The following is a 25037-nucleotide window of genomic DNA, read 5'->3' as shown; positions in this document are numbered from 1 at the left end:
ACAGATGGAGAGCCGGATACATTGAGAGATGTAAGTCCGGTTCGGAGAGGAACATTTGGAAACCTATCACAGGAATGTAATAAGGCGCTGGATGTTTACTCTACACATATGCCACAAAGGTAAATGAAAAAACAAAACTTATTGAAGAACTTCTTCGAAATGTACATAGCTCTTCTAAATAAGTTGCAGAATAAAATATAATGATACCGTCAGTTAATAATAATAATAGCTAAGAAAAAACTACTTCCTTTCTTAATTCACATAATTTTCAAAAATAAATCCTGTGGATGTTAATATTTGTTATATAATATATTTGTCAAAGCATTACCCCTAAAGTTTCTACAGTCAATCTGTAAGATAGTTTGTTTGGCTCGTATATTCACCTTAAAACAAAAAGAACTTGTAGAGAGTCCTACAAGTTCTTTTTGTTTTAAGGGTTAAATGTGGATTTAAAATATAGTTGCAATTTTTTGAGGGGGAAAAGTAAATGTTTATAAAAACAGAAAGATTATTAATACGGAAATTTGAGTTCAAAGATTGGCAAGCTGTTCATGAGTATACATCAGATATCAATGTTATGAAATACATACCTGAAGGGGTTTTTACTGAAGAAAATACAAGAAACTTTGTGAATGAAAACATTGGTGAAAACGCTAAGAACTTTCCTGTAGTATTAATTCATAAAGATATTCTGATTGGTCATATAGTTTTTCATAAATATTTTGGTGAGCATACATATGAGATTGGTTGGGTGTTCAATCCTAAATATTTCAATAAAGGATATGCTTCTGAAGCAGCACAAGCTACATTGGAATATGGCTTTAAGGAAATGAAATTACATAGGATTATAGCTACATGTCAGCCACAAAATACCCCATCATATCGAGTAATGGAGAAGATTGGAATGAGAAGAGAAGGCTATTTCAGGAAGTGTATACCACATGGGAATGAATGGTGGGATGAATATTATTACGCTATTTTAGAAGAAGAGTAGTGCCTTGGAACGCATCATTTAAATTGACACTCCTATTCCTAAATAGGTAAGTTGACTATCTTTATTGGAGATTCTTGCTACTAAAGGCGAAGTTTATTTCCGGTATCGCTGACGTGCAAAACTTTGTATAATCTGATCTTATCTCTAAATCACAACTGTTACCCCATCACCATCAAGTTAAAGTTTCATTTTATTTTGCTAACTTGAGGGTGATGTGACGTAACCTTAATTATTTAAAAATTTTAAAAAGGCCCCTTAGCCATGTTAAAGGGACCTTGATCACGCAAATGATCTGTAAGCCAATTCATTTTTGATATACAGATCATTTGTATGATAATTTTTATAAATAATTGCTAAATAGTGAATTTACATAAATGCTTTTAGAAGTTCTTGAATTAATGGGATTGCTCCACCTATAAATTTTAAAACTGCCATTGCGATTTCCATATTATTCTCTCCTCTTTTTCGTATTAAAATGTAATAAATCTTTATAACTTTATTATAGTAAGCGCTTACAACAATAACAATACATTTCCGTATGCAATATTGCATATTTATACATTAGATCTCTATTATTCATTTTTTAATGGTACTATAGCGAGGTGAGAGTCTTTAAGGGTTCTCCTTAATAGGAGGAAATATGGAAAGAGTGCAAGCGATTTACAGTAATCAAAAATTTAAGAGTTGGGTTAAACAGGTATTAGCTGTAGGAGGAGTAATAGGGTGCTGTTATTTGGTGTTATATGTTTTCTGTTTCTTAGTTATCATGTAAATAGTATACAACTAAACTAGTAGAGTCTTGCCTAGAGAGGTAAGGCTCTTTTATTGTAGTACCTGGAGATGAGCAAACTACATACAATATCTCTCAGGTTTTTCAGATCACTTTGTAGGATTCCTTGTTTAGAACACTAATTCATATCATTGAAAACAGAATTCTATGGATAAAAAATATGTTTTTACTAGATACATACTAAAAAGATAAGCATAAATTATATTAGATTTTGGCAAAATCTTTTTGAATTGGAAAAGGATTTAAATCTTACTTATAGACTTGATTCCTTTTTATATACTATAATCCTTATATTGATACGTAAATATAATACAGTAACAATAAATTAAAAGCAAGAATTTTAGTAGCGGTACGTCCACACATCCATCAACTTAAGATTTTCAAACAAAAAATTCTTTTTTTAATTGATTAATAGTAAACGAGAAAGATTGGCAAATTAACAACTAAAGAGATTTCTTCAGGTAAAATCTATCAAAAGGTCCTTTACAAAATTTATACATAAGTCAATTATAAAATAATGTAAATATTATGTATTTTTGTAAAAGAAATTCATTGACACTTGTGTATATAAGTAACTATACTCGTTACATCAAATTGAATGCGTGATAATACGATTTTATTATTATTACAAACATGTAAATATAAAAATAGAAAATCTCAATTTGATAAATACAATGGTAGAGGTGTTTATTTTAATGAAGCACAAATTAATTGCAACAGGTATCCTTGCAGGAGCTATATTATCCTATTCTTCTAATATTTTAGCAGATACTCATAAATTCCCTGATGTTCCTACATGGGCTGATAAATCCGTTAACTATTTAGTTGATAAACAGGTATTAAATGGTTATCCAGATGGAACTTTTGGTTCAAATGACTCCTTAGACAGAGCTTCGGCTACAAAAATTATGACAAAAGTTTTAGGTATAAAAATTGAGCCTAATGCAAAACCATCTTTTACAGATTCACAAAACCACTGGGCTACTCCGTATATTGCTGCTGCTGAAAAAGCTGGTATTGTTAAAGGTGAAGGGAATAGAATCTTTAATCCATCCGGAAAAGTAACTCGTGCTGCTATGGCTACCATGCTAGTAAATGCATATAAACTACAAAGCACAGCAAATCATAACGAGCAGGTTAGATTTGAAGATTTAAAAGGGCATTGGGGAGAAAAACATGCCAATATTTTAATAGATTTAAAAATTTCTAATGGTACCGAGAACGGTTGGCAACCAAATAGATTTATAACACGTGCTGAAGCTGCTCAACTTACTGCAAAAACAGATATGTTACAACAAAATTTAAACGATGAAAAAGAGATTACTACTGCTACCTCATATGAAGATTTAAATTTAACAGTGGCTTCGAAAATTACAGCTCAAGAGATTGATAGTTTTATTGCAAAATATCATTCAGATAGTCCCTTAGTTGGACATGGACAAGATTTTATCAATGCGCAAAATCAATATGGCGTGAGTGCTCATTATTTAGCGGCGCATGCGATTTTAGAATCTGGATACGGAAAATCAGAAATTGCATATCAAAAACATAATTTATTCGGTCTACGTGCATATGATGGAGACCCGTTTAAATATGCGAAATATTTACCAAGCTACGGCGATAGCATTGCTTATAATGCTAATTATGTACGAGAAAGATATTTAGAAGAAAGTGGTATGTATTATAACGGGTCAACATTAACTGGCATGAACGTGAAATATGCATCAGATAAAGGCTGGGCTAAGAAAATTGCGGGTATTATGGAACGTATTAAACCGTTTCGTGTAGAAGACTATACATATGCAAAAAAATTACCAAAGAATCCTGAAACATTAGATGTCGACGCGTTATCTAATGAAATTCCATATAAAATGTATGCAGACGGTTCAAGCTCAAATGTTGTATCATCAGCTACTTACTATCAGGTACCTTATCCATTTAATTTAAAAATTAAAAGTAGACCAGATGTAGCTGTCGAGGAGAATAAAGTTGGTACAGTAACTCCTGGAACAACCATCTTTATTTATCGTGAAGATCCGAATGGATGGGTAGAATTCTCTTTTGAAGCTAATGGAGAAAAATATTGGACATTAAAAAATAAATTAAGTATGTAATTAAAAAGATCTATTTCACTAGTTTTAAAAGTATGGGATTGGACAATTGATTCTCTAGATTGGAAATACAATAAATTACCCGTTGATGTAGCAGCTGCAAAGATTATTCAAAATGTCTTAGCAGGTGCGACATCCGCATACTTTTTCGGGAAAATGTTGCGCAAAGTAGGTTCATTTTCAACACTATCTCCTGGTTCACCGTAATCTTCAATGATGTAATATTCCTTATCTTTAATGTATATATTGAATATACGAATATATTGTGTTATGATATGAATTAGAAACTCGCGTGTTTCAAATACAACATTTTTATCTTTTTGATGACCTCTTATCTTTCCGTAAGAGGTCCTTTTTTATCCCTCCGTATTGCATAGCCGCTAAAATACTATGAAAAGATACTAGAGACTACTACAATGTGATATTCTCTAGTATTTTTTCTTTATCTATATTATCTATTGTTAGGTAAACGACGAATTATTACTTTTTGTATAATTTTCACAAAATAACTTTGAATCATTATTTATTTCAATATAAAATAATAAAGGTATATATATGAATAGGTATGTCCTTTTTATGTGATGATAATGCGAATTGAAGCGTAATACTGAAACGGTAAACGAGAAGAATCAGGGCCGAAACAGATAGTAAGGAGCAGACAATACTTATAATGAAAACGTTCATAATGGACTGTCTATGGATGGAGAAAAAATACGAAAAGATAAAAGGGGCAAATGAATATGAACAGAGCCTTTAAAGGTACCGTATTAGCAGGGATAAGTGTGGGTTTCTTGCTAGCTGGTTGTACAATAGAAACATATGTCCTAACGCAGTCCAGAATATAAGCAAGTAGATTAAGTATTCTAAGCAGATAAATGAAGACTATAGCGATGAAGAAATTGAAAGACAACTAAGAGGTATAGCATCCTGACTTTCTAAATAACATGAGTGTTTCTATAGAATGAATCCTTAGGAGGGCTATTGTGGAACCTTTAATCAATGCTATTTTATACTTTGTATTTTTATTTGGAGCACTGTTTCTTATACTGGGTACTGCATTGGTTTTATTAATCGTGGCTGCATTACCAGTAATCTGGAAGAAAAATCTATCATTCCTAATGATTAGCTTAGGTATAAATATACTTGTCATTCCATTGTCTTTTTTTATTGGCGGGATGGCAACAGATTCCCCTGGTAGTACGATGCACGATTTTTGGGAAGTATTTTTGTTTATTCAGATATTTCCGTTTCCCCTAGTACTGCTATCTTTAGTTTGGTGGCTTGTGCGTCGAAAAAAAGAAAAAGTTCATGTGTAGCGTTTTTAATGCAAATAAGCTGTCCGTTTGGGCAGCTTATTATATTTATTACTAAGCGTGATTATTTCCAAAATGAATGCAATACCACTATACAGTTAAATTGAAGGTGAACCATATTGAAATCTTATCAAACTTTAGCCCACTTGTATGCATTAGGACTAGGCTGCGGACTTTGGAATAGAGAGGAGGTTATTTCATGGTGCGATAGGTTGATTGAAGCAAATGATCACCCGCCATATGAAATTATGGAGATATCTTTAATGTCTAAAGCAAAGCTGATATATATAGAATCGGCTTTACTGTCATATAGCCGCATAGTTGATGAAAACCCCTCGGTAAACATCCTTCTTTCAGTCTTAAATGAAAAGTTAGTAGCTCAGAAATGGAATATTAAACAAGCTATTACTTGCTCTACTCGATTACTAGTAAATAGAGGCCTGTATTGGGAAGAAGAATATTTTGATTTATACAGCCTTAATGATAGCTATGACTTAGCACAGGAAGGTATCCATTTTAATGAAAAAGATGTGATTTCTACTTATATCGATACATTAGGTGTTTTTCGCGTCCATTTTAACGAGTTTGAAGATCTCTATTTACAAGTCATGAAACAGAAGTGGCAAGGGTAGAAGGCAGGAAAAAGAATCATTGAATCGTAAGAGTTACTTCCTGTATTTATCACCAAATTTATCTAGCCAAGACAAATCTGTCTTCGTGTTGATGAATTTTTGTCTCTTAATAACTTAATGCTATCGTTTTTATTTTTTCCGACAGCAAGCTAAGTTAGCATGTTTAATGCATAATGAGACGCCTGTAAATGAGCATTACTATTTAAATTTTTACCAGAGAGTAATTTAGTTAATTAGTAGAAAAAGGAAGGGGCCTATTTGGCTCCTTCCTTTTTCTCATACATACATAACGCTTGTTGACAACTTATGAAATAATAGCATTCATCGCTATTAAAATATAACATTAAAAGCAATTAATTAGATATGTAATTTTGCATATATTGTACTATTTCATGAATAGGAACAAAACTATTTATCTCTTTCTGTATGGAGACAAATAGATTTAGGTTTACTTAAGTTAAGAAGATCTGATCATTGATTACTGGTTAAACCATATTTCTACGTATTTGAAAAAAATTATATTTGATGACGGATCTATTGTCTTTAAGACGGGAGATAAAGTAACAGAAGAAAAAATTAAGAAATTATATTGGGCAGCCAAGGAAGTAAAAGCACAATATCACCGTGTAATTGGAAATGATAAAGCACTAGAACCGGGTAATGCTGATGATGTACTAACAATAGTAATTTATAATAATCCAGATGAATATCAATTAAATAGACAATTATATGGATATGAAACAAACAACGGTGGAATTTATATTGAAGAGAAGGGGACTTTCTTTACATATGAGCGTACGCCAAAGCAGAGTATTTATAGTTTAGAAGAGTTGTTCCGTCATGAGTTCACTCACTATTTACAAGGAAGATATGAGGTTCCTGGTTTATTTGGAAGCGGAGAAATGTATCAAAATGAACGATTAACTTGGTTCCAAGAAGGGAATGCAGAATTTTTTGCAGGATCTACACGTACAAATAATGTTGTTCCGCGTAAAAGTATGATAAGTGGCTTATCATCTGATCCAGCAAGCCGTTATACAGCAAAGCAAACTTTGTTCGCCAAATATGGATCTTGGGACTTTTATAAGTATTCCTTTGCACTACAGTCTTATTTGTATAATCATCAATTTGATACATTTGATAAGCTTCAAGATTTAATCCGTGCAAACGATGTGAAAAATTATGATGTGTATCGTGAATTATTAAGCAAAAATACACAATTGAATGCAGAATATCAAGCATATATGCAGCAGTTGACTGATAATCAAGATAAATATAATGTACCTCAAGTAACAAATGATTATTTAATTCAACACGCACCAAAGCCGTTAGCTGAAGTGAAAAACGAAATTGTAGATGTAGCAAATATAAAAGATGCAAAAATTACAAAACATGAGTCGCAATTCTTTAACACATTTAGCGTGGAAGGCACGTACGTTGGTGGGATATCAAAAGGTGAGTCTGAAGATTGGAAAACGATGAGTAAACAAGTAAATCAAACTTTAGAGCAGTTATCCCAAAAAGGGTGGAGCGGTTATAAAACAGTTACAGCCTATTTTGTAAACTATCGTGTGAATGCAGCTAATCAATTTGAATATGATATTGTTTTCCATGGTGTTGCGACAGAGGAAAAAGAAAAAACGACTACTATAGTAAATATGAATGGACCATACAGCGGGATAGTAAATGAAGAAATTCAATTCCATAGCAATGGTACAACAAGTGAAAATGGAAAAGTTATTTCTTATCTATGGAATTTTGGGGATGGTATAACAAGTACAAAAGCGAATCCTACCCACATATATGGAGAAAAAGGAACATATACTGTGGAACTAACTGTGAAAGATAGTAGAGGAAAAGAAAGTATAGAACAGACAAAAGTTACTGTAAAACAAGATCCGCAAACAGGCGGGTTCCTTGAAGAAGAGAAGATACTCCCGTTTAATACGCTTGTAAAAGGAAATCTGGTTACTCCTGATCAAACAGATGTTTATACGTTTAATGTTACAGATCCAAAAGAAGTAGAGATTTCTGTGGTAAATGAACAAAATATTGGGATGACATGGGTACTTTATCATGAATCAGATATGCAAAATTATGTAGCTTGTGGTGAAGATGAAGGAAATACTATAAAGGGAAAATTCGTAGCGAAACCAGGGAAATATTATCTGAATGTGTATAAATTTGATGATAAAAATGGTGAATATTCACTATTAGTAAAATAAATTCATTTCCGATATGTATACGAGAGTTGTATTTTAGGAGGAGTCTGTCACGATAGGCTCCCCCTATTTTTTTATTTATAAGGATGAAACTAAGCTTCCAACCTGTGTTCCGATTGGGAGGCATACAGGTGACACTCCAGGATTTAGTACTTTTGCTGAAGTACACTTGACGGAGGACGCATGCTTGTTATCAGGTTTGAGTAATACGAAAAGCGCTAACAGTCAGGATTCTTCTTCCATTTGGTGAGAAGGAAAAAATTTCCACGGAACAATAATTTCTCAAGTAGAATATTTTGTTATGTGGAAAATAAAGTAAAATGAATATTTACGTTATAGAAGAAGTGCTGTAAAATATTGTTTATATTAAGATTTTTTGTATATTTCAATAATTAATTCTATTGGCTTTCATTCCAATCAAAAAACTGTCATAAAAAAAGAGGGGGAAGACATTGTTTGCTAAAATTTGTTTGTAAAAGCTTTTAACCTGTTAAGAGCAATCCTAAGGTAGACTATTAATTTCTTTAATAATTTTTGCTTTCCTTTAGTACTTGGCATAATGCATTAAAAAGTTTAAATTTTGAAAGGAGAATTTGACATTTTATATATATAGTATTTTTTATTGTATTCCTAACCATTCAAAGAGAAGGGGATGTGATTAAGGTGAATAATACATATAATGAAAAGACGCATACATTGATTAAACAATTATTAAAAAAGTTTTCACCAAAAGTTCCTGGCTTTGCATATATGGCCAGTTTTGATAGCGGAGTAACGTATAAAGGTGCAGTTGGCTTAGCTTCTATAGAGGAAAATCTACCGATAACCACAAAGAGCGTTTTTAATATCGCCTCAGTTTCTAAACAATTTACAGCGTTTTCTATATTACTCTTAGAACAAGAGGGAAGATTGAGTTTAGATGATTCAATTGTAAAGTTTGTCCCTTCTATAGGAACATATGCTGAACCAGTAACATTGAGGCATCTAATTCATCATACTGGCGGACTAGTTGATTATATGGAATTGGCTCATGCAGAAAATATTAAATTTACTGATATATTAACTGTGGAACAATCGCTAAAACACCTTAATGGTCATCAAATTGCAAGGTTCCCTGTTGGCACAAAATTTGAGTATAGCAATACAGGATATTTTTTATTGTCATTGGTGGTAGAGAAGGTAAGCGGGAAGTCTTTACGTCAGTTTGCAAAAGAACGTATTTTTGATTCTTTAAATATGAAAGACACAACAATTGTAGATTGCTACCCAACTACTATATCAATTGCTAGGGGGTATTCAAAGAATGAACAAGGAGCATATATGGTCTATGAAAGCCCTTGGGAACATACAGGTGATGGGGCAGTTCATGCAACAGTCGAAGACCTGGTAAAGTGGGGAGAAAATTTAACTACAGGTACCGTTGGCGGAAAAGAACTTGTTAAAAGAATGAGCGAAATAGGTCCGGAAATTTCTCCAACTAGGGAAACGATTATTGACAATGAAGATTATGCTTTTGGGCTAAGGCTTGCAGAAGGTTTTAACTGTCGATACTTGGAACATTCAGGTAGCTGGGCAGGTTATCGTTCATACTTCATGCGGTTTCCAAAAGAATATTTGACTGTTGTAGTACTAAGTAACTATGATGGATTTGACTCTAAAAAATATGCTAATGAAATAGCAGGAATTATTTTAGAAAAGTAAAAAATAGGGTGTAGAAGAGTATCTGGATTTGGTTAACCACACGTTGTTTTAGGGTGTAATTGATTTTGGGAACGGAAGGCAGGCATATATTTATGCCTGCCTTTTTTGTATTAAAATGAACATAGATATTAATTTTTTTGTAAATATGGAACAATGTCATTACTTACACTGTCTATTAAGCGTTAAAACATTTTTTATTAAATAAATTACGAAAGGAATCATCATTTTTAACTAAGGGAGAAGATTGAATTGAAAAAATTATGGATGCTGCTTTTCGTTTGTTTCGCAGTTTTGTTGGTAGGATGTAATAAAAACGAACCACCAAAACAAGCATTTGAAGAATATATCAATTTATGGAATGATAGAAAATTTGCAAATATGTATGATCATTTATCAGACCATGCCAAAAAATCGATTTCTAAAAAAGAATTCACAGAAAAATATCAAAAAATCTATGAGGGGATTGGAGCTAATAATTTAAAAGTTAAAATGAAAGGAGAGAATACGAAAGATAAAGAGCTTTTTCTTTTTGAAGTTAAGATGGATACGGATGTAGGACCAGTTTCATTCATCCATGAAGCAAAACTTGTGAAAGATAAAGAGTCTTGGGAAATAGATTGGACACCAGACTTCATCTTCCCAGGTATGAAAAAAGATTACAAAGTACGTATGCAAATAGAGCAAGGAAAACGCGGAGAAATATATGATCGAAATGGAAAAGGGCTTGCAACGAATGGTAAAGCAACTGAGGTTGGAATTATTCCAGAGAAACTAGGCGAAACAGCAGCGCAAACGAAAGAAATAGTAGCACAATTACTTGATATGTCTATAGAAGAGGTCGAACAAAAGCTCACAGCGAAATGGATAAAACCAGACTCCTTTGTACCAATTGGCATTTTAAAAGAGGGAACCAGACAGAATGATTATATTGAATTAGAAGGAGTTTCATCTCACCCAGTAAATATTCGTACGTATCCATTAGGTGAAGCAGCGGCACACTTAACTGGATATATAGGAAAGGTGAATGCGGAGGAGTTAAAATCACTTCAAAAACAAGGTTATCAAGCAGATGATTTAGTAGGTAAGACTGGTTTAGAGAAAGTGTTAGAAAATAAATTGCGTGGTGAAAAGGGTGGACGCGTATTTATAGAAGATGAGAAGGGGAAAGAGATTAAAAACGTAGCAAAAAAAGAAGCAAAAGAAGGAGAAAATGTTACGTTAACAATTGATGCTGCAATTCAAGAAAAAATCTTTAATGAGATGAAAACTGAAGCAGGGTCTAGTGCAGCGATTAATCCTAAAACAGGTGAAACAATCGCACTTGTAAGTAGCCCTGCTTATAATCCAAATATAATAGTTAGAGGAGCATCGAAAGCCCAACGAGAAGCATGGAGTAACGACTCGAAACTACCAATGACGAATCGCTTTACACAAGCATTTGTACCAGGTTCCGTATTTAAAACGATCACAGGTGCAATTGGTTTGGAAACAAACACAATAAATCCGAAGGAAGAATTTAAAATTCAAGGATTGAAGTGGACAAAAGATTCATCTTGGGGAAATTACTATGTAACGCGTGTAAAGGATGCAAGTCCAATTGATTTTGATAAGGCAATGAAGTACTCTGATAATATTTATTTTGCTCAACAAGCTTTGAAAATAGGAAAAGATCAGTATGTAAATGAACTGAAGAAATACGGTTTTCATGAAAAATTACCAATCGAATACGAATTTCCTATTTCAATCATTGCAAGAGATGGGATAAGAAACGATATCCAACTAGCAGACACAGGCTATGGACAAGGACAAGTATTAATGACACCACTTCATTTAGCATTAACATATGCACCGATTGTGAATGAAGGGAATATTCCGTCGCCACATCTTTTAAAAGAAGCAAAAGTAGCAGGGAATTGGAAAGAAAATGTGGTTTCTAAAAAGAATCAAGAAATATTAAAGAGTGCATTAATCAAAGTCATTAATGACCCTGATGGTGCAGGGAGAATTGCAAAGGTTGATGGTGTAACGCTTGCTGGTAAAACTGGTACAGCAGAACTGAAAGAGTCGAAAGAAGCAGACGGAAAAGAACTGGGATGGTTCGCAGCTTTCGATGCAAATGCGCCAGACATGATTGTTACAATGATGATTGAAGATGTAAAAGGAAGAGGGGGAAGTAACGTTCCAGGTGAAAAAGTAAAACATGTATTTCAGAAATAATACTTAATTATAAGGTGAATTTTTTGACTACATTTATTACATGTTTGCTTAACTCAAAGATATAAATTGGGGAAAATATAGAGCAATGAAATTTCAAAAAAGCATTCTTTCTAATCGAGAATGCTTTTTTGCTGCGACTCTAGAAAGTTAATACCTTATCTTAATTTTCATTTCTGAAAAGTTGGCATTGCTAATGGTAAATAGAAGAGTATAGCAAGTTGAAATGGACAAGTGGAGTGTTACGTTAAATTCAAAAAACAGATTTTCATGAGTAGAATTTTATCATTGTATGCTTTACTTGTTTTTTAGTAGTATTATTCTGCTTGAAAAAAGATAAACAATGGAACAAATGAAACTTGTATCTTGTCTATATATTGAAACCATAATAAAAGTGAGGGCAGTTTTTATGTTTATTCAAATAAGTTTGAGGTGTGGAAATGGAACAGACGTTTATTGAAAAGTGTAATCATGATGAGCTGGACTATGTTATAGAAGACTATTGGCAAGATGTATGGAATTATTCATTTATTATTACGAAAGATCCACACTTATCAGATGATATCACGCAAGATGTATTTATAAAGGTGTTTAAAAATTGGAATTCATTTCGAAAGGAGTCATCTATTAAAACGTGGATTTTAAAAATCACAAGAAATACGGCAATAAACTATTTGAAATCCTCCTATTTTAAAAGGATATCTTTAATAGGATTTTTTAGTGACGATAAGCAATCCCTGTCAGCAGAACAAGAATTTTTTAACCAAGAAGAGATGAATGAGGTGTGGAAGGTTGTATTAAAACTACCTAAAAAGCACCGTGAAATAATTATATTGGACGCAAAATATGAATTATCATATGAAGAAATGGCTGAAACATTAGGAGTATCCATTGGAACTGTAAAATCGAGATTAAGTAGAGCGAGAAGTAAGGTTTCAAAATTAATAGGGGAGGGTAGTAGTGATGAACAATAAACAAAATCCTGACTGGTATAGAAAAATAAAAAAAGGCCCAATGGAGAATCGTAAAGATGAAGAAGAATTTATTTCTAAAATAAAGCAGTCTATATACGAAAATAATGAAGTGGATTTTGTAAAACATAAAAGACCATTTCATAAAAAAGCATTACCTATTGTAGTTGTTTTAGTTTGTACAATGTTATTTTTCATTGTTCAACAACCTTGGCTTGATGATAATAAATCACCAGTACAAAGTAGTACTCAAATTAAGCCTAAAACAAAAGATGAGTCTGCTCAAGATCCATCATTAAAACAATTTATGAATGAACTATATCAAAGTACGAACTCAAAAAATGAAAATGACTTGTACAAAGCGTTAAATGATGAAGTTCTATTCAAAGGGAAGAGTTATAAGAAGGATGAACTGAAGTTTGATGAAGATATTTTTCATGAGTTGCAAGTCGCCCTTACAATGGGGGGAGAGTTTGGAAATGATACAAAGCAAGTATATAAAGTACCAAGTGGATTGACGGAAAGTAACCAACCAAAGCAAGCACATTTTATATATGCAACTGTTACTGGAAATAAAACAAAAATTTTAGCAGAACCAAAGCGAGAATCACAAGTTTTATATGAAGTATCTAATGAAATGGTAAAAGCTTGGATTCCAGAAAAAGTGCAGAATGATGGATATATAAAAATATCGACAATTAACGGTAATACTGGATATGTACAGAAAGAGTACATTTTAACTGATATTAAATATTCATTTATGTTCGAAAAGAATAATGAAGGTATATGGAAAATAATAAATATAGATTCTATATGGTAAAAGAGGAAGGTTCACTTTAATGAACCTTCCTCTTTGTTTTTATTCTCTTTTTGAAGAGTATTCCAGTACTCTAAAATTTCTGATGTAACGAGAGCGGCAATGTTTTTTTCGGAATTACTGCCAGGAATAACGACAGAAACGGCAATTTGTGGATCTTCAGTAGGAGCATATGCAATGAAAAGAGAATGATTTATCATTCTTTCTTGCTCATTTGGAAAACCTGTAATACCTGTTTTACCTGCGACGTCAAAGGGCAACTTTTTAATTTCCTCTATATTTTGACTCATTCCACCTTGCACGACACTCCAAAAGTTCATCGGGTAACGATTTGAACTTTCTAAAATGGTTTTAAACTTTTTGGTTTCCTTACCATCTTGACCAATAATCGCACTTACGATTTGAGGTTTATATTTATCACCTTTACTTGCCAATGTTGCTGCATATTGAGCGAGTTGAAGAGGAGTATGCACTTCATTTCCGCCCCACGAGGCATTTAATAAAGCGGAGATTCCATTTTCAAACTTATTAGAAGGATGGAATTCATACTTACCGTCTTCTTCAAAGGGTAAATCAATCCCGGTTTTAGAACGTAGGCCGAATTGCATTAAATAATCTGTCCATATATGTGCCACTTTTTCTACATTTCCATTATTTTGGTTAAATAATGGTAGAGCAACTTTTGCTGTCATAAATGTGTTAGATGAATTAATGATAGCCTGCCTCGGTGTAATCTCACCTGTTGGTGTTCCAGGTGCATTTGTAATGTTATTTTGATTATCATACTGAAAAGTACCTTTATCTAAATAAGTATCTTCGGGTTGAAAAAGTTTTTCGTTTAATCCAATTAAAATAGTAAGTGGTTTTATAGTAGAAGCCATATTTACATAAGATTCACCATACTTTAATTTTTGAATCGCTTTATTTTGCGAAAGAGATTTAATATTTTCTTTTCTAGAAGATACATGTGTATTTAATATATTTGGATCAAAAACTGTCGAGTTGACCATAGTTAAAATCGCGCCAGTTTTTGCATCGCTCACTACAGCATAACCAGCTTTAGCATCAGGTGTTTTCTTAATTTGCGATCTTAATGCTTCTTCTGCCTTTTGCTGCAACTCAGAGTCTAAAGCTAGCCGTACATCTTTTCCTTTTTGTACTTTTTGAATGTTCCATAAGAACTTTTTATTATTCAATTTAAAAATAAGAGTTTTACCTGGTTTTCCTTTTAAATCATTTTCATATTGCAGCTCAATCCCGCTTTTTCCAACAGCCATATGCTTTGAATTAAGGTCATTTTCTACATACCCAATTACTTGTGAACCAATTTCGTGTTTAGGATAATATCGAATCCATTCATCTTTAATTATTACATTATTGGGTTTGTTTTTGTTTATGAATGCAAGTTCATTCTCAGTTATATCAGAGTATAACGGTATATCATTCATAGTCTGCTTTTTACAAGATTGTTGTAATTGAGATTTTATGTTCTCTGTAGAAATATCATGTTGAAACTCGCTTGAAAATTGATTAAAAAAAGCTAATGTGCTTGATGTATCTTGTTTCGATAGCTTTTCATCATTAGAAGTGCAATATAGAGACTTAACTTTCTTATTTGTAGCTAGTATTGCACCATTTCGATCAAAAATCTTTCCTCTTTCAGCTGAAGAAGTTGCGATAGTAATTGAAATGAAGTTGATTTTTAATAAAATTAGTAAAATCAAACCTACAATAGAAAGAACCGCAAATAATCTCCATCTTTTTGTATGTAACATATAACCCTCCCTTATGTAGCCTACTTCATCTTATATTTAATTATTTTTTTTGTAAATGTGGAACAACTGTATTGTTTAGGTTGTCTATTAAGTATTACAGCATGAAGAAAGGAATAATCAATATGAAAAGTTACTAGCAAGCCTATGTGTAAAATATAATATGAGTCACATTGCAAGCGACAAAAAACAAGTGAGAAAAAAGGAAGGGAGATTTATCAATTACGCGGCTATACAAAAAGGAATTAATACTTACAAAGATTTAGAAAAAAAGATAAGACACTATTTATAACCGAATAATGGTTTCAAATATATAGGGAACGTTTAAGTATTAGTGAGGAGTTCCGGAAGAATTATATGGAGGATTTATGAAAGAACAAAAAGGCAAGAAGCAGAAGACATATATATCTATTCGATTAAATATAATGTTCCTTTGTATATTTGTACTATTCTCAGCTATTATTATGCAGCTAGGAAAAGTACAAATCGTTGAGGGAGAGGCTTATAAGAACCAAGTGGAAAGTAGTCAAAATGCAATAACTAGTATTCCAGTTCCGCGTGGACAAATTTTAGATCGAGAAGGGAAAACAGTCGTTAATAATAAATCTCTTCGCACAATTACGTATACAAGGGTAAAGGGGATTACGAATGAAGATATTTTAAAAACAGCAAATGACTTGGCGAAAGTACTTGAAATGCCTGAACAAGATATAAATAAATTAACAGATATCGATAAAAAAGATTTTTGGATGCAGTTGAATTCGAAACGTGCGGAGACAAAGATTACTAAGAAAGATATAGAAAAGTTTAAAGAAAAGGGTATAGAGGGGAAAGAGTTAGATAAAAAAATAGAAGACTTAAGACGAGGTCGCGTTACAGAGGTAGAATTAGCAGAATTAACAGCACAAGATTTAAAGGTGTTAGCTATTAAAAGTAAAATGAGTTCAGGTTATCAACTAACACCACAAATTATAAAAAAAGATGTAACAGATGAAGAGTATGCGCGGATAAGCGAAAATCTTGGAGATTTTCCAGGAGTAGATGCCACTGTTGATTGGGAACGTAATTATGTAAATGGTAATTTATTTCGTTCTATATTAGGAAATATTACGAGTAGTGAAGAAGGATTACCGAAAGAAAATTTAGATTCTTATTTAGTACGTGGATATAACCGTAATGATCGTGTTGGAAAAAGTTATATTGAACAACGATATGAAGATGTATTACACGGCACAAAAGAAGAAGTGAAAAATATTACTGATAAATCAGGAAACATTGTTAGCACAGAAATAATCTCTAAAGGAAAAAGTGGTAATAGTTTAACATTAACGATTGATATGGAATTACAAAAGAAAGTGGAAGAAAGTATAGAGAAAAACTTGAGAGCTTTTAAGAGTTCAGAGCCACTGCTCGATCGAGCTTTTGTTGTCATGACAAATCCAAATAACGGACAAATTTTATCTATGGCAGGCAAAAAGATTGTAGAAAAAGAAGGGAAAATAGAGGTTGAGGATTTGGCGTTAGGTAACATGACAACTTCGTATGAGCTAGGGTCAGCTGTAAAAGGTGCTACTTTATTAACTGGATATGAGACAGGGGCAATACATCCAGGAGATCAATTTTATGACGCGCCGATGAAATTTAAAGGTACACAAGCTAAAAAATCGTGGAATGTATCCGGATTTGGTAATATTAATGATTTACGAGCTTTACAAGTATCTTCGAATGTATACATGTTCCAGACAGCTTTAAAAATTGCGGGAGTTAATTACGTACCAAATGGCTCATTGGATATTAAACAAGGAGCATTTGATACGATGCGCTATTATTTCAAGCAATTTGGTTTAGGTGTCCCAACAGGTATTGATTTACCGAATGAAATAATTGGACAAACGAGAAAAGTAGATAGTCAACCTGGTTTTTTACTAGATTTTTCTATCGGTCAGTATGATACGTATACGCCGTTGCAATTAGCGCAATATATTTCAACGATTGCGAATGGTGGTTATAGAATGCAACCTCAAATTGTACAAGAAATACGAGAACAATCAATAAAAGAAGAGGTTGGCAAAGTTATACGGTCCATAGAGCCTGTCGTATTAAATCGAATTGATATGAAGAAAGAACATATTGATCGGATAAAAGAAGGGTTTAGATGGGTATTCCAAGAAGGTGATGGAACTGGCGTGAAGTATTTCAAAAACGCGCCATATAAACCAGCAGGAAAGACAGGAACAGCCCAAACTGTATATGGTGGAGATGACCCGATTGGCAGAAATGCAAAAGGAGAACGTATGGAATGTTACAACTTAACGTTAATTGGATATGCTCCATATGATAATCCAGAAGTAGCATTTTCTGTAGTAGTTCCATGGCTTCATGATGATAAAAATGGAATTAATTCTATAATTGGAAAGGAAGTTTTAGATGTATACTTTTATTTGAAACAGCAACGTATACATGGTGAATCTACTAGTACAGGTAGTTCTAAGCAAAATTAAGATACTTTTCTCAGGGAAGAGAACCTGTTTGTATAAAGCCATTTATAAGAAAAAAATGAAATGTGAAATAAGAGATAGCGGCGATCATAGCTACTATCTCTTATTTTGTTAATAACTCTCATACTAGCTATAAAAATTTTTTCAGTTTATGGAACAAATTTGGTTCGGTGATTGTCTATTATGTGTACGTATAAAAAGGTACTAAAAATTTGGAAGGAATGATGATTTTGAAAAATAAGAGGATGCTAAAAATAGGAATATGCGTTGGTATATTAGGTTTAAGTATTACAAGCCTAGAAGCTTTTACAGGAGGGGCACTGCAAGTTGAAGCGAAAGAAAAGACTGGACAAGTGAAACATAAAAATCAGGCGACGCATAAAGAGTTCTCTCAACTTGAGAAAAAATTTGATGCTCGATTAGGTGTATATGCGATTGATACTGGTACAAATCAAACAATCTCTTATCGATCTAACGAAAGATTTGCCTTCGCATCAACCTACAAGGCTTTAGCAGCAGGAGTATTACTACAGCAAAACTCAATTGATTCATTAAATGAAGTAATCACATATACGAAAGAAGACTTAGTGGATTATTCACCTGTTACAGAGAAACATGTAGATACTGGAATGAAACTAGGAGAAATTGCTGAGGCAGCTGTTCGTTCAAGTGATAATACTGCAGGGAACATTTTATTTAATAAAATAGGAGGACCTAAAGGATATGAAAAAGCGCTTAGGCATATGGGGGATCGGATTACTATGTCTGATCGCTTTGAAACAGAATTAAACGAAGCTATTCCAGGAGACATTCGTGACACTAGTACAGCGAAAGCTATTGCTACGAATCTTAAAGCTTTTACGGTCGGAAATGCACTTCCTGCTGAAAAACGTAAAATTCTTACAGAGTGGATGAAAGGAAATGCTACAGGAGACAAACTTATTCGTGCAGGCGTACCAACTGACTGGGTAGTTGGAGATAAATCAGGTGCTGGCAGTTACGGGACAAGAAATGATATTGCTATCGTTTGGCCTCCAAATAGAGCACCAATTATCATCGCAATTTTATCTAGTAAAGATGAGAAAGAGGCAACTTATGATAATCAACTCATTGCAGAGGCAACTAAAGTTATAGTTAAGGCTCTTAGGTAATAGTATTTTAGTTTTCGCATTTTTAACATGAAAGTATTAAAAGTATAAAGTTAGAAAACGACTCTTTTCTTGTGATAAGAGTCGTTTTTGTATTCTTATTATTAAAAAGGTAAAAGTAAAAATATAACGAATATATATGACATATCTCATATGAAATTTCATGTACTGTATTATTTTATTAATTTAAATAAATTTCAAGAAAGTATAATATAATTCAGTTAGCATATAGAAGTGTTTGATGAGAATGTAAAGGAGAAAATATGAAAAAGAAGATTAATAGAATTGTAATGATTATTTGTATATTAGTAGGTTTTACAATCTTTTTATATTTACAGAACAATTTAATAAGTATAACTGAGGTTAAAATAACCTCTAGTAAAATACCATCCTCTTTTAAAGGGTATAAAATTCTACAAATTTCAGACTTACACAATAAAAAATTTGGCGATAATCAAGATGTGTTAATTCAAAAAATAAAAAGTATAGACCCAGATATTATTGCGATTACGGGTGATTTAATTGACAGTAAATCATACGATGCAGAAGTTAGTATGCAATTAATACGAGAAATTGTAAAGAAATATCCTGTATATTTTGTGACAGGAAACCATGAACAATGGTCTGGAAAGTATAACAGTTTAGAAAAAGAGTTGAAGAAATATGGTGTCAATGTTTTAAGGAATGAACATGTAGGCATTCGAAAGGGTGAGCAAGAAATAAACTTGCTAGGTATTGATGATCCAGAGTTTGGTACTGGAAACCGTGATGAAGGAAATATTATAATAGATGAAATTAAAAAAGCGAAAATTGAAATGCAGCCAGATAAATATAATGTATTATTATCCCATCGGCCTGAATTTATAAAGGAATATACGAATGAGCGGTTGGATTTGGTTTTATCGGGACATGCTCATGGAGGGCAAGTTAGATTGCCATTTATCGGAGGATTAGTTGCGCCAAATCAAGGTGTTTTACCTAAATATACAGCGGGTTTATATGTAGAACAAAATACATCAATGGTAGTGAGTAGAGGATTAGGAAATAGTATCATTCCGCAAAGGATTTTGAATAGGCCAGAAATTGTAGTCGTGCAGCTAAATTAAGCTGTACGATTTTTTTTATACAAAAATGAGTAAAGGGGCTTTCTGTATTTTGCAGGAGTAAACATTACAATTTTGTTAAAAATTTTCTACGTTACATAAAGTAACAAAATTTGACCCTCAGTGTTTGTTATAGTGTAAATAATCAAAAAACTTAAAATTTGTCGAGTGAAAATTGTGATAAGTAATTCATATAAAAAACTTAAAGGGGTGTACACATGCATAAAGAATATGAAATTGAAGAATACACGGCGATTGAGGAACAAATCCATTATTATTGTAAATGTTTATTAGTAAGTCATCCTGATCAAATAATAAAGTATTTAGAAAAAAGGTTAGAAAAATATGCAGAAACATTACAATATGCACATTTATATCCTGACACAGTTATTTTACCGTTACAGCAATTAGTTATCGAATATTCTTTAGACGTTGCTAGAATTCGGAAGTATATGAATTTAAAAACGTAAAGTGAAATTTATAGTTTAAATGAAACAGAGTCGACTTTAGGAAATGAAATTCTAATGTCGACTCTGTTTCATTGTTTAATATCGGTGATTGAACATACATACTAATCAACGAAGTTTGACATATAATTAAGCAAGAGTAAAATAAAAGTGAGTACTCACTCATTTTTATTGGAAAAGGAGGATGAAACGTGCAACAACCTTCAATTATTTTACGGACTGTATCAAAAAGTTTTGGAAAAAAAGAAGTGTTACACAATCTTTCATTGCAAGTTGAAAAAGCAGAGATTTTTGGTTTTGTTGGACCTTCTGGATCGGGGAAAACAACGCTCATTAAAATGATTGCAGGTATTAATGAGGCAACGAAAGGTGAAGTGCTTGTTAATAATACTAATATGCCTAATTTAAATGAAATGAAACGAATTGGTTATATGGCCCAGGCGGATGCATTATACGAAGAATTGTCAGCATATGAAAATGCAGATTTTATAGCAACGATGTATGGACTAAAGGGAAAACGTAAAAAGACAAGAATTGCAGAGGTTTTTGAACTTGTACAATTGTCACAGTATATGAAAAAGCAAGTACAACAATTTTCAGGTGGAATGAAAAAACGCTTATCATTAGCAATAGCACTCCTTCACGAACCAGAAATATTAATTTTAGACGAGCCTACAGTGGGGATAGATCCGCTTCTTAGAAAAACGATTTGGGAAAAATTTTATGATCTTAAAAAGAAAGGCACAACGATTATTGTAACGACGCACATTATGGATGAAGCTGAATTTTGTGAGCGTCTAGGATTAATTAGAGAAGGGAAACTAGTTGCGGTTGGAACAACTGAAGAATTGAAAAAACGCGTGTCATCTGGACGGATTGAAGATGTCTTTTTGTTGGAAGAGGTGGTGTCATCATGAGAGTTACTGGTGTAATCATTCGTATTATTCGCCAATTTTTTCGAGATAAGCGTTCGTTAGCGATGATGTTTGGGGCACCAATGTTATTACTTTGGCTATTATCGCTAGTGTTTACACAAAAAGACTATATACCGCAAATTGCTGTTGTTGATATGCCCGCTCAAATAGTAAAAGTGATGAAAAATCAAGAAGCGTCAATTTATGAATACAGTAAAGAAAAGGCGATTTTTGAGTTGGAAAAACAAAAGGTAGATGCAGTATTTCGAATAGAGAATGGAAAAATGAAACTTCTGTTGGAAGGTAGTGATTCGTCAAAAAATCGTGCTGTACTTCAAGTATTGCAAAAAAGCACAGAGAAGAATGATGTATCGATTATGAAACCTGAAGTAAATTATTTACATGGCTCTAAAGACTTTACGATGTTTGATGGGCTTGGTCCTGTATTAATTGGTTTCTTTACATTTTTCTTTGTATTTATATTATCAGGTGTATCTTTCGTAAGAGAACGTTTAAGTGGTACGCTAGAAAGGTTATTATCCACCCCAGTAAGAAGATGGGAAATAGTCGCAGGTTATATTATTGGTTTTGGAATCTTTGCCTTTATACAATCCATTATTATCGTAAGTTTTTCCGTTTATATTTTAGATTTATACGTAGCTGGCTCCATATGGCTAACGTTACTTATTACATGTATGCTCTCTTTAACTGCACTAACATTAGGTACGTTTTTATCGGCATACGCAAATAATGAGTTTCAAATGATTCAATTTATACCGCTTGTTATTGTGCCACAAATCTTCTTTTCTGGATTGTTTCCAATGGAATCTATGAATAAGTGGCTACAAATGTTAGGGAAAGTATTTCCACTCACATACGGCGCTGACGCAATGAGACAAGTGATGATTCGGAATCAAGGGTTTACAGAGATTGTATTAGATCTTACTGTATTATTACTTTTTTCACTATTATTTGCAGTAGGAAATGTATTTGCTTTAAAGAAACATCGCAAAATATAATAATGACAAAAAGGAGCTTTATAAATGCAGAAGGATTGGCTGGAGGAATTAATAGCTGCAACTAATACGGATAAACGAAATGAACGTCAAATGCGAATATTAGAGGCGGCTGTTGATATGTTTGGAGAAAAAGGATACGCTTCAACTTCAACAAGTGAAATTGCAAAGCGTGCTGGTGTAGCGGAAGGAACCGTCTTCCGCTACTATAAAACAAAAAAAGATTTATTACTAGCGGTCGTAATGCCAACTTTAACTAAGTTCGCTGCACCATTTTTCGTACAAACCTTTGCAAAAGAAATATTTAAATCGGATTATGAATCATACGAAGGACTTTTAAGGGTTGTAATTCATAATAGGTTTAAATTTGCTCAAAAACACTTTCCTATGATAAAAATATTAATTCAAGAGGTGCCATTCCAACCAGAACTGAAAAATGAAATACAGCAATTAGTAGAAACAGAACTGTTTTCACATTTCAAAAAGTTGATTGTGAAATTTCAAGAAGAAGGGGAAATTATTGAGATACCACCATCTTCCGTACTACGTCTTACTTTATCAGCTGTATTAGGTTTATTATTAACACGATTTTTATTATTGCCTGAAGAAAAATGGAATGATGAAGCGGAAATTGAAAATACGATTCAATTTATATTGTATGGATTAACTCCACGATTTTAATCGTTGAAGTGTGAATTACATACATTACTTTTAAGTAAAAATAAATCGCCTTTAAAAAGGCGATTTATTTTCATTATATATTTTTGATAAATAAGTACTTGTTTACTAAAAACATTCTAAATCAGCGTGTTTCTTTGTCTCTTCTTCTAAGACCTAATAATCCTGCTAGTCCTAATAAACCAAGCCAAGCCCAATTATTATTTTTATCACGATTATCATTTAAATCATTTGTTGTATTTACATTTCGAGTTCTTACATCATTATTAACTCTGTCTAAGTTATTGTCATTTACTCGAGTTGAAATATCAGTGTTATTAACTCTATTCATATTATTTCCATCGTATTCAGCTTGTGCAGATGTACCTAAAAACATTATAGATAGTGCTAAAACACTTAAAATAGATGATAATTTCTTCTTCATAAAGCTCCCTCCTTTCTTAATCATTAATTTCTCCGAAGCATGTGTGTATTATTCATTTCACAATATCTAAACCCTCATTAATAGGGCGCACATTTATAGAAAATAGAGTTGAATGATTGTTAATATATCATTGGATATATATTTCTCATAAAAATAACTGAATCAAACTTTGCTTAAAATGTTAATCTTAGTACAATTTATATTATACGGGCTAGCAATAAGGAGGTAATAAGATGCGACAATTTGCAAAACCTACAATCGTCGTAAGTAAGTGTTTAGAATTTGATGCTTGTCGTTATAATGGAGAGATGATTCCAGATGTAACAATACGAAATTTGCAGCCATTTGTTACATTTATACCTGTTTGTCCAGAAGTGGAGATTGGATTGGGGACTCCTCGTGAAACGATACGAATTGTAGAAGAAAATGGTGAGAATAGACTTGTGCAACCGTCGACACGAGAAGATGTAACTGAAAAAATGGAGCAGTTTTCAAATGACTTTTTACAAACGATACCGGATGTGGATGGTTTTATTTTAAAGAATCGTTCACCAAGTTGTGGTACGCGTGATGTGAAAATTTATTCTGGTTTTGAAAAAGCGCCAGCAAAAGGAAAAGGAGCTGGCTTATTCGGCGGAGCAGTAGTAAAAAATTTTTCGCATCTTCCTATTGAAGAGGAAGGTAGATTGTCGAATTTTATTATTAGAGAGCATTTCTTTACAAGGTTATTTACAATCGCATATTACAAAATGATTAAACACAATAAAAATATGAAAGAACTTGTATCGTTTCAGTCGGACAATAAATATTTATTTATGGCATATAATCAGGTGAAACAAAAGGAATTAGGTCGTATAATTGCAAATCAAAAAAATGAAAAGATTGAAGTGGTATTTGAAAACTATGAGAAGACTTTATATGAATTATTTATGCGTGCGCCCCGTTATACATCGAATGTAAATGTATGCGAGCACATTTTTGGATATTTTAAAACAAAGTTAAAAAAACAAGAAAAAGATCATTTTATAGAACTGTTACAAAAGTATGCAGAAAAGAAAATACCACTTAGTAGTTTACTTACAATATTAAAATCATGGGCTATTCGATTTGATGAAAAGTATTTATTAAGACAAACGTATTTCGAACCATACCCTGAAGCATTAGTAGAAATTTCTGATTCGGGAAAAGGTAGAGATTATTAAACAATAAATTACATAATTCGACACAAAATCTCCTATGTTGTTGTAGAACA

Annotated in this window: 19 protein-coding genes and 4 pseudogenes; 19 read left to right on the top strand and 4 right to left on the bottom strand. The window is 32.6% G+C overall.

The annotated features are described in order from the left end of the window. Positions 1 to 101: 101 nt before the first annotated feature. A pseudogene (locus ACTFO4_RS23735) lies at positions 102 to 182 on the top strand (lysozyme family protein); the annotation flags it as partial. A gap of 305 nt (positions 183 to 487) precedes the next feature. Further along, entirely contained in the window at positions 488 to 994 is a 507-nt protein-coding gene (locus tag ACTFO4_RS23730) for a GNAT family N-acetyltransferase (RefSeq protein ID WP_000470150.1), read from the top strand. Between the two features lie 366 nt (positions 995 to 1360). Here the strand turns inward: ACTFO4_RS23730 and ACTFO4_RS23725 are convergent, their stop codons facing one another. Next, on the bottom strand, positions 1361 to 1546 hold the full coding sequence (locus ACTFO4_RS23725) for a hypothetical protein (RefSeq protein ID WP_078421158.1): 186 nt from the start codon (positions 1544 to 1546) through the stop codon (positions 1361 to 1363). A 933-nt stretch (positions 1547 to 2479) separates the two neighbouring features. Here ACTFO4_RS23725 and ACTFO4_RS23720 point away from each other — a divergent pair. Together ACTFO4_RS23720 and ACTFO4_RS23715 are read left to right on the top strand one after the other, a co-directional pair. Continuing rightward, the gene (locus ACTFO4_RS23720; protein WP_440018871.1) at positions 2480 to 3898 is read left to right on the top strand and encodes an S-layer homology domain-containing protein; all 1419 of its coding nucleotides are present in this window, start codon (positions 2480 to 2482) and stop codon (positions 3896 to 3898) included. A gap of 24 nt (positions 3899 to 3922) precedes the next feature. Continuing rightward, positions 3923 to 4036 (top strand): annotated as a pseudogene (locus ACTFO4_RS23715) (polysaccharide deacetylase); the annotation flags it as partial. Here the strand turns inward: ACTFO4_RS23715 and ACTFO4_RS23710 are convergent. Continuing rightward, a pseudogene (locus ACTFO4_RS23710) lies at positions 4024 to 4131 on the bottom strand (peptidase M56); the annotation flags it as partial. The pseudogenes ACTFO4_RS23715 and ACTFO4_RS23710 overlap by 13 nt on opposite strands. A gap of 747 nt (positions 4132 to 4878) precedes the next feature. Here ACTFO4_RS23710 and ACTFO4_RS23705 point away from each other — a divergent pair. The 7 genes and pseudogenes from ACTFO4_RS23705 (at position 4879) to ACTFO4_RS23675 (ending at position 13768) form a co-directional block, all read left to right on the top strand. Next, the gene (locus ACTFO4_RS23705) at positions 4879 to 5211 is read left to right on the top strand and encodes a hypothetical protein (protein WP_000433525.1); all 333 of its coding nucleotides are present in this window, start codon (positions 4879 to 4881) and stop codon (positions 5209 to 5211) included. Positions 5212 to 5327: 116 nt separating this feature from the next. Continuing rightward, entirely contained in the window at positions 5328 to 5840 is a 513-nt protein-coding gene (locus tag ACTFO4_RS23700) for a protein kinase (RefSeq protein WP_078421157.1), read from the top strand. A 509-nt stretch (positions 5841 to 6349) separates the two neighbouring features. Then, a pseudogene (gene colA, locus ACTFO4_RS23695) lies at positions 6350 to 8065 on the top strand (collagenase ColA); the annotation flags it as partial. A gap of 660 nt (positions 8066 to 8725) precedes the next feature. Further along, the gene (locus tag ACTFO4_RS23690; RefSeq protein ID WP_440013725.1) at positions 8726 to 9763 is read left to right on the top strand and encodes a serine hydrolase domain-containing protein; all 1038 of its coding nucleotides are present in this window, start codon (positions 8726 to 8728) and stop codon (positions 9761 to 9763) included. 249 nt (positions 9764 to 10012) lie between these two features. After that, entirely contained in the window at positions 10013 to 11980 is a 1968-nt protein-coding gene (locus ACTFO4_RS23685; RefSeq protein WP_078421596.1) for a penicillin-binding transpeptidase domain-containing protein, read from the top strand. Between the two features lie 437 nt (positions 11981 to 12417). Beyond that, a complete protein-coding gene (locus ACTFO4_RS23680) occupies positions 12418 to 12951 on the top strand; it encodes an RNA polymerase sigma factor (RefSeq protein WP_139365901.1) in 534 nt (177 codons plus the stop codon). Beyond that, complete coding sequence (locus tag ACTFO4_RS23675; RefSeq protein WP_074553476.1) at positions 12941 to 13768, top strand: SH3 domain-containing protein; 828 nt, start codon at positions 12941 to 12943, stop codon at positions 13766 to 13768. Before ACTFO4_RS23680 ends, ACTFO4_RS23675 begins: the two co-directional genes overlap by 11 nt. Positions 13769 to 13779: 11 nt before the next feature. Here ACTFO4_RS23675 and ACTFO4_RS23670 read toward each other — a convergent pair whose 3' ends face one another. Continuing rightward, positions 13780 to 15540: a peptidoglycan D,D-transpeptidase FtsI family protein gene (locus tag ACTFO4_RS23670; protein ID WP_078421594.1), complete on the bottom strand. Its 1761-nt coding sequence runs from the start codon at positions 15538 to 15540 to the stop codon at positions 13780 to 13782. Positions 15541 to 15905: 365 nt separating this feature from the next. On the opposite strand from ACTFO4_RS23670, the gene ACTFO4_RS23665 reads away from it, so the two are divergent. From ACTFO4_RS23665 to ACTFO4_RS23635, 7 genes are all read left to right on the top strand, one after another. Next, a complete protein-coding gene (locus ACTFO4_RS23665) occupies positions 15906 to 18038 on the top strand; it encodes a peptidoglycan D,D-transpeptidase FtsI family protein (protein WP_078421593.1) in 2133 nt (710 codons plus the stop codon). A gap of 221 nt (positions 18039 to 18259) precedes the next feature. Beyond that, positions 18260 to 19186 (top strand): class A beta-lactamase Bla1, encoded by a 927-nt coding sequence (bla, locus tag ACTFO4_RS23660; RefSeq protein WP_002164538.1) that lies wholly within the window; start codon positions 18260 to 18262, stop codon positions 19184 to 19186. 260 nt (positions 19187 to 19446) lie between these two features. After that, a complete protein-coding gene (locus tag ACTFO4_RS23655) occupies positions 19447 to 20289 on the top strand; it encodes a metallophosphoesterase (protein WP_078421592.1) in 843 nt (280 codons plus the stop codon). Between the two features lie 215 nt (positions 20290 to 20504). Further along, on the top strand, positions 20505 to 20756 hold the full coding sequence (locus ACTFO4_RS23650) for a hypothetical protein (RefSeq protein ID WP_000548621.1): 252 nt from the start codon (positions 20505 to 20507) through the stop codon (positions 20754 to 20756). Between the two features lie 188 nt (positions 20757 to 20944). Then, positions 20945 to 21670, top strand: coding sequence for an ABC transporter ATP-binding protein (locus ACTFO4_RS23645; protein ID WP_016081571.1), 726 nt, complete (start codon positions 20945 to 20947; stop codon positions 21668 to 21670). After that, a complete protein-coding gene (locus ACTFO4_RS23640) occupies positions 21667 to 22686 on the top strand; it encodes an ABC transporter permease (protein WP_001266721.1) in 1020 nt (339 codons plus the stop codon). Before ACTFO4_RS23645 ends, ACTFO4_RS23640 begins: the two co-directional genes overlap by 4 nt. Positions 22687 to 22710: 24 nt before the next feature. Further along, positions 22711 to 23364: a TetR/AcrR family transcriptional regulator gene (locus tag ACTFO4_RS23635; RefSeq protein WP_001168199.1), complete on the top strand. Its 654-nt coding sequence runs from the start codon at positions 22711 to 22713 to the stop codon at positions 23362 to 23364. A 121-nt stretch (positions 23365 to 23485) separates the two neighbouring features. Here ACTFO4_RS23635 and ACTFO4_RS23630 read toward each other — a convergent pair whose 3' ends face one another. Then, on the bottom strand, positions 23486 to 23785 hold the full coding sequence (locus ACTFO4_RS23630; protein WP_063224864.1) for a WGxxGxxG family protein: 300 nt from the start codon (positions 23783 to 23785) through the stop codon (positions 23486 to 23488). Positions 23786 to 24018: 233 nt separating this feature from the next. On the opposite strand from ACTFO4_RS23630, the gene ACTFO4_RS23625 reads away from it, so the two are divergent. Continuing rightward, the gene (locus ACTFO4_RS23625) at positions 24019 to 24987 is read left to right on the top strand and encodes a YbgA family protein (protein WP_001248640.1); all 969 of its coding nucleotides are present in this window, start codon (positions 24019 to 24021) and stop codon (positions 24985 to 24987) included. Positions 24988 to 25037: the final 50 nt, after the last annotated feature.

Source organism: Bacillus cereus group sp. MYBKT14-1, from assembly GCF_051915185.1.
Classification (GTDB): Bacteria; Bacillota; Bacilli; order Bacillales; family Bacillaceae_G; genus Bacillus_A; species Bacillus_A cereus.
Note: the sequence above shows the minus strand (reverse complement) of the source record. Positions and strands in the feature narration are given on the sequence as shown.

Coding starts and splice junctions, on each gene's coding strand:
- ACTFO4_RS23730 (WP_000470150.1), top strand. CDS start 488: ATGTTTATAAAAACAGAAAGATTATTAATACGGAAATTTGAGTTCAAA.
- ACTFO4_RS23725 (WP_078421158.1), bottom strand. CDS start 1,546: ATGCAATATTGCATACGGAAATGTATTGTTATTGTTGTAAGCGCTTAC.
- ACTFO4_RS23720 (WP_440018871.1), top strand. CDS start 2,480: ATGAAGCACAAATTAATTGCAACAGGTATCCTTGCAGGAGCTATATTA.
- ACTFO4_RS23680 (WP_139365901.1), top strand. CDS start 12,418: ATGGAACAGACGTTTATTGAAAAGTGTAATCATGATGAGCTGGACTAT.
- ACTFO4_RS23675 (WP_074553476.1), top strand. CDS start 12,941: ATGAACAATAAACAAAATCCTGACTGGTATAGAAAAATAAAAAAAGGC.
- ACTFO4_RS23670 (WP_078421594.1), bottom strand. CDS start 15,540: ATGTTACATACAAAAAGATGGAGATTATTTGCGGTTCTTTCTATTGTA.
- ACTFO4_RS23665 (WP_078421593.1), top strand. CDS start 15,906: ATGAAAGAACAAAAAGGCAAGAAGCAGAAGACATATATATCTATTCGA.
- bla (WP_002164538.1), top strand. CDS start 18,260: ATGATTTTGAAAAATAAGAGGATGCTAAAAATAGGAATATGCGTTGGT.
- ACTFO4_RS23655 (WP_078421592.1), top strand. CDS start 19,447: ATGAAAAAGAAGATTAATAGAATTGTAATGATTATTTGTATATTAGTA.
- ACTFO4_RS23650 (WP_000548621.1), top strand. CDS start 20,505: ATGCATAAAGAATATGAAATTGAAGAATACACGGCGATTGAGGAACAA.
- ACTFO4_RS23640 (WP_001266721.1), top strand. CDS start 21,667: ATGAGAGTTACTGGTGTAATCATTCGTATTATTCGCCAATTTTTTCGA.
- ACTFO4_RS23635 (WP_001168199.1), top strand. CDS start 22,711: ATGCAGAAGGATTGGCTGGAGGAATTAATAGCTGCAACTAATACGGAT.
- ACTFO4_RS23630 (WP_063224864.1), bottom strand. CDS start 23,785: ATGAAGAAGAAATTATCATCTATTTTAAGTGTTTTAGCACTATCTATA.
- ACTFO4_RS23625 (WP_001248640.1), top strand. CDS start 24,019: ATGCGACAATTTGCAAAACCTACAATCGTCGTAAGTAAGTGTTTAGAA.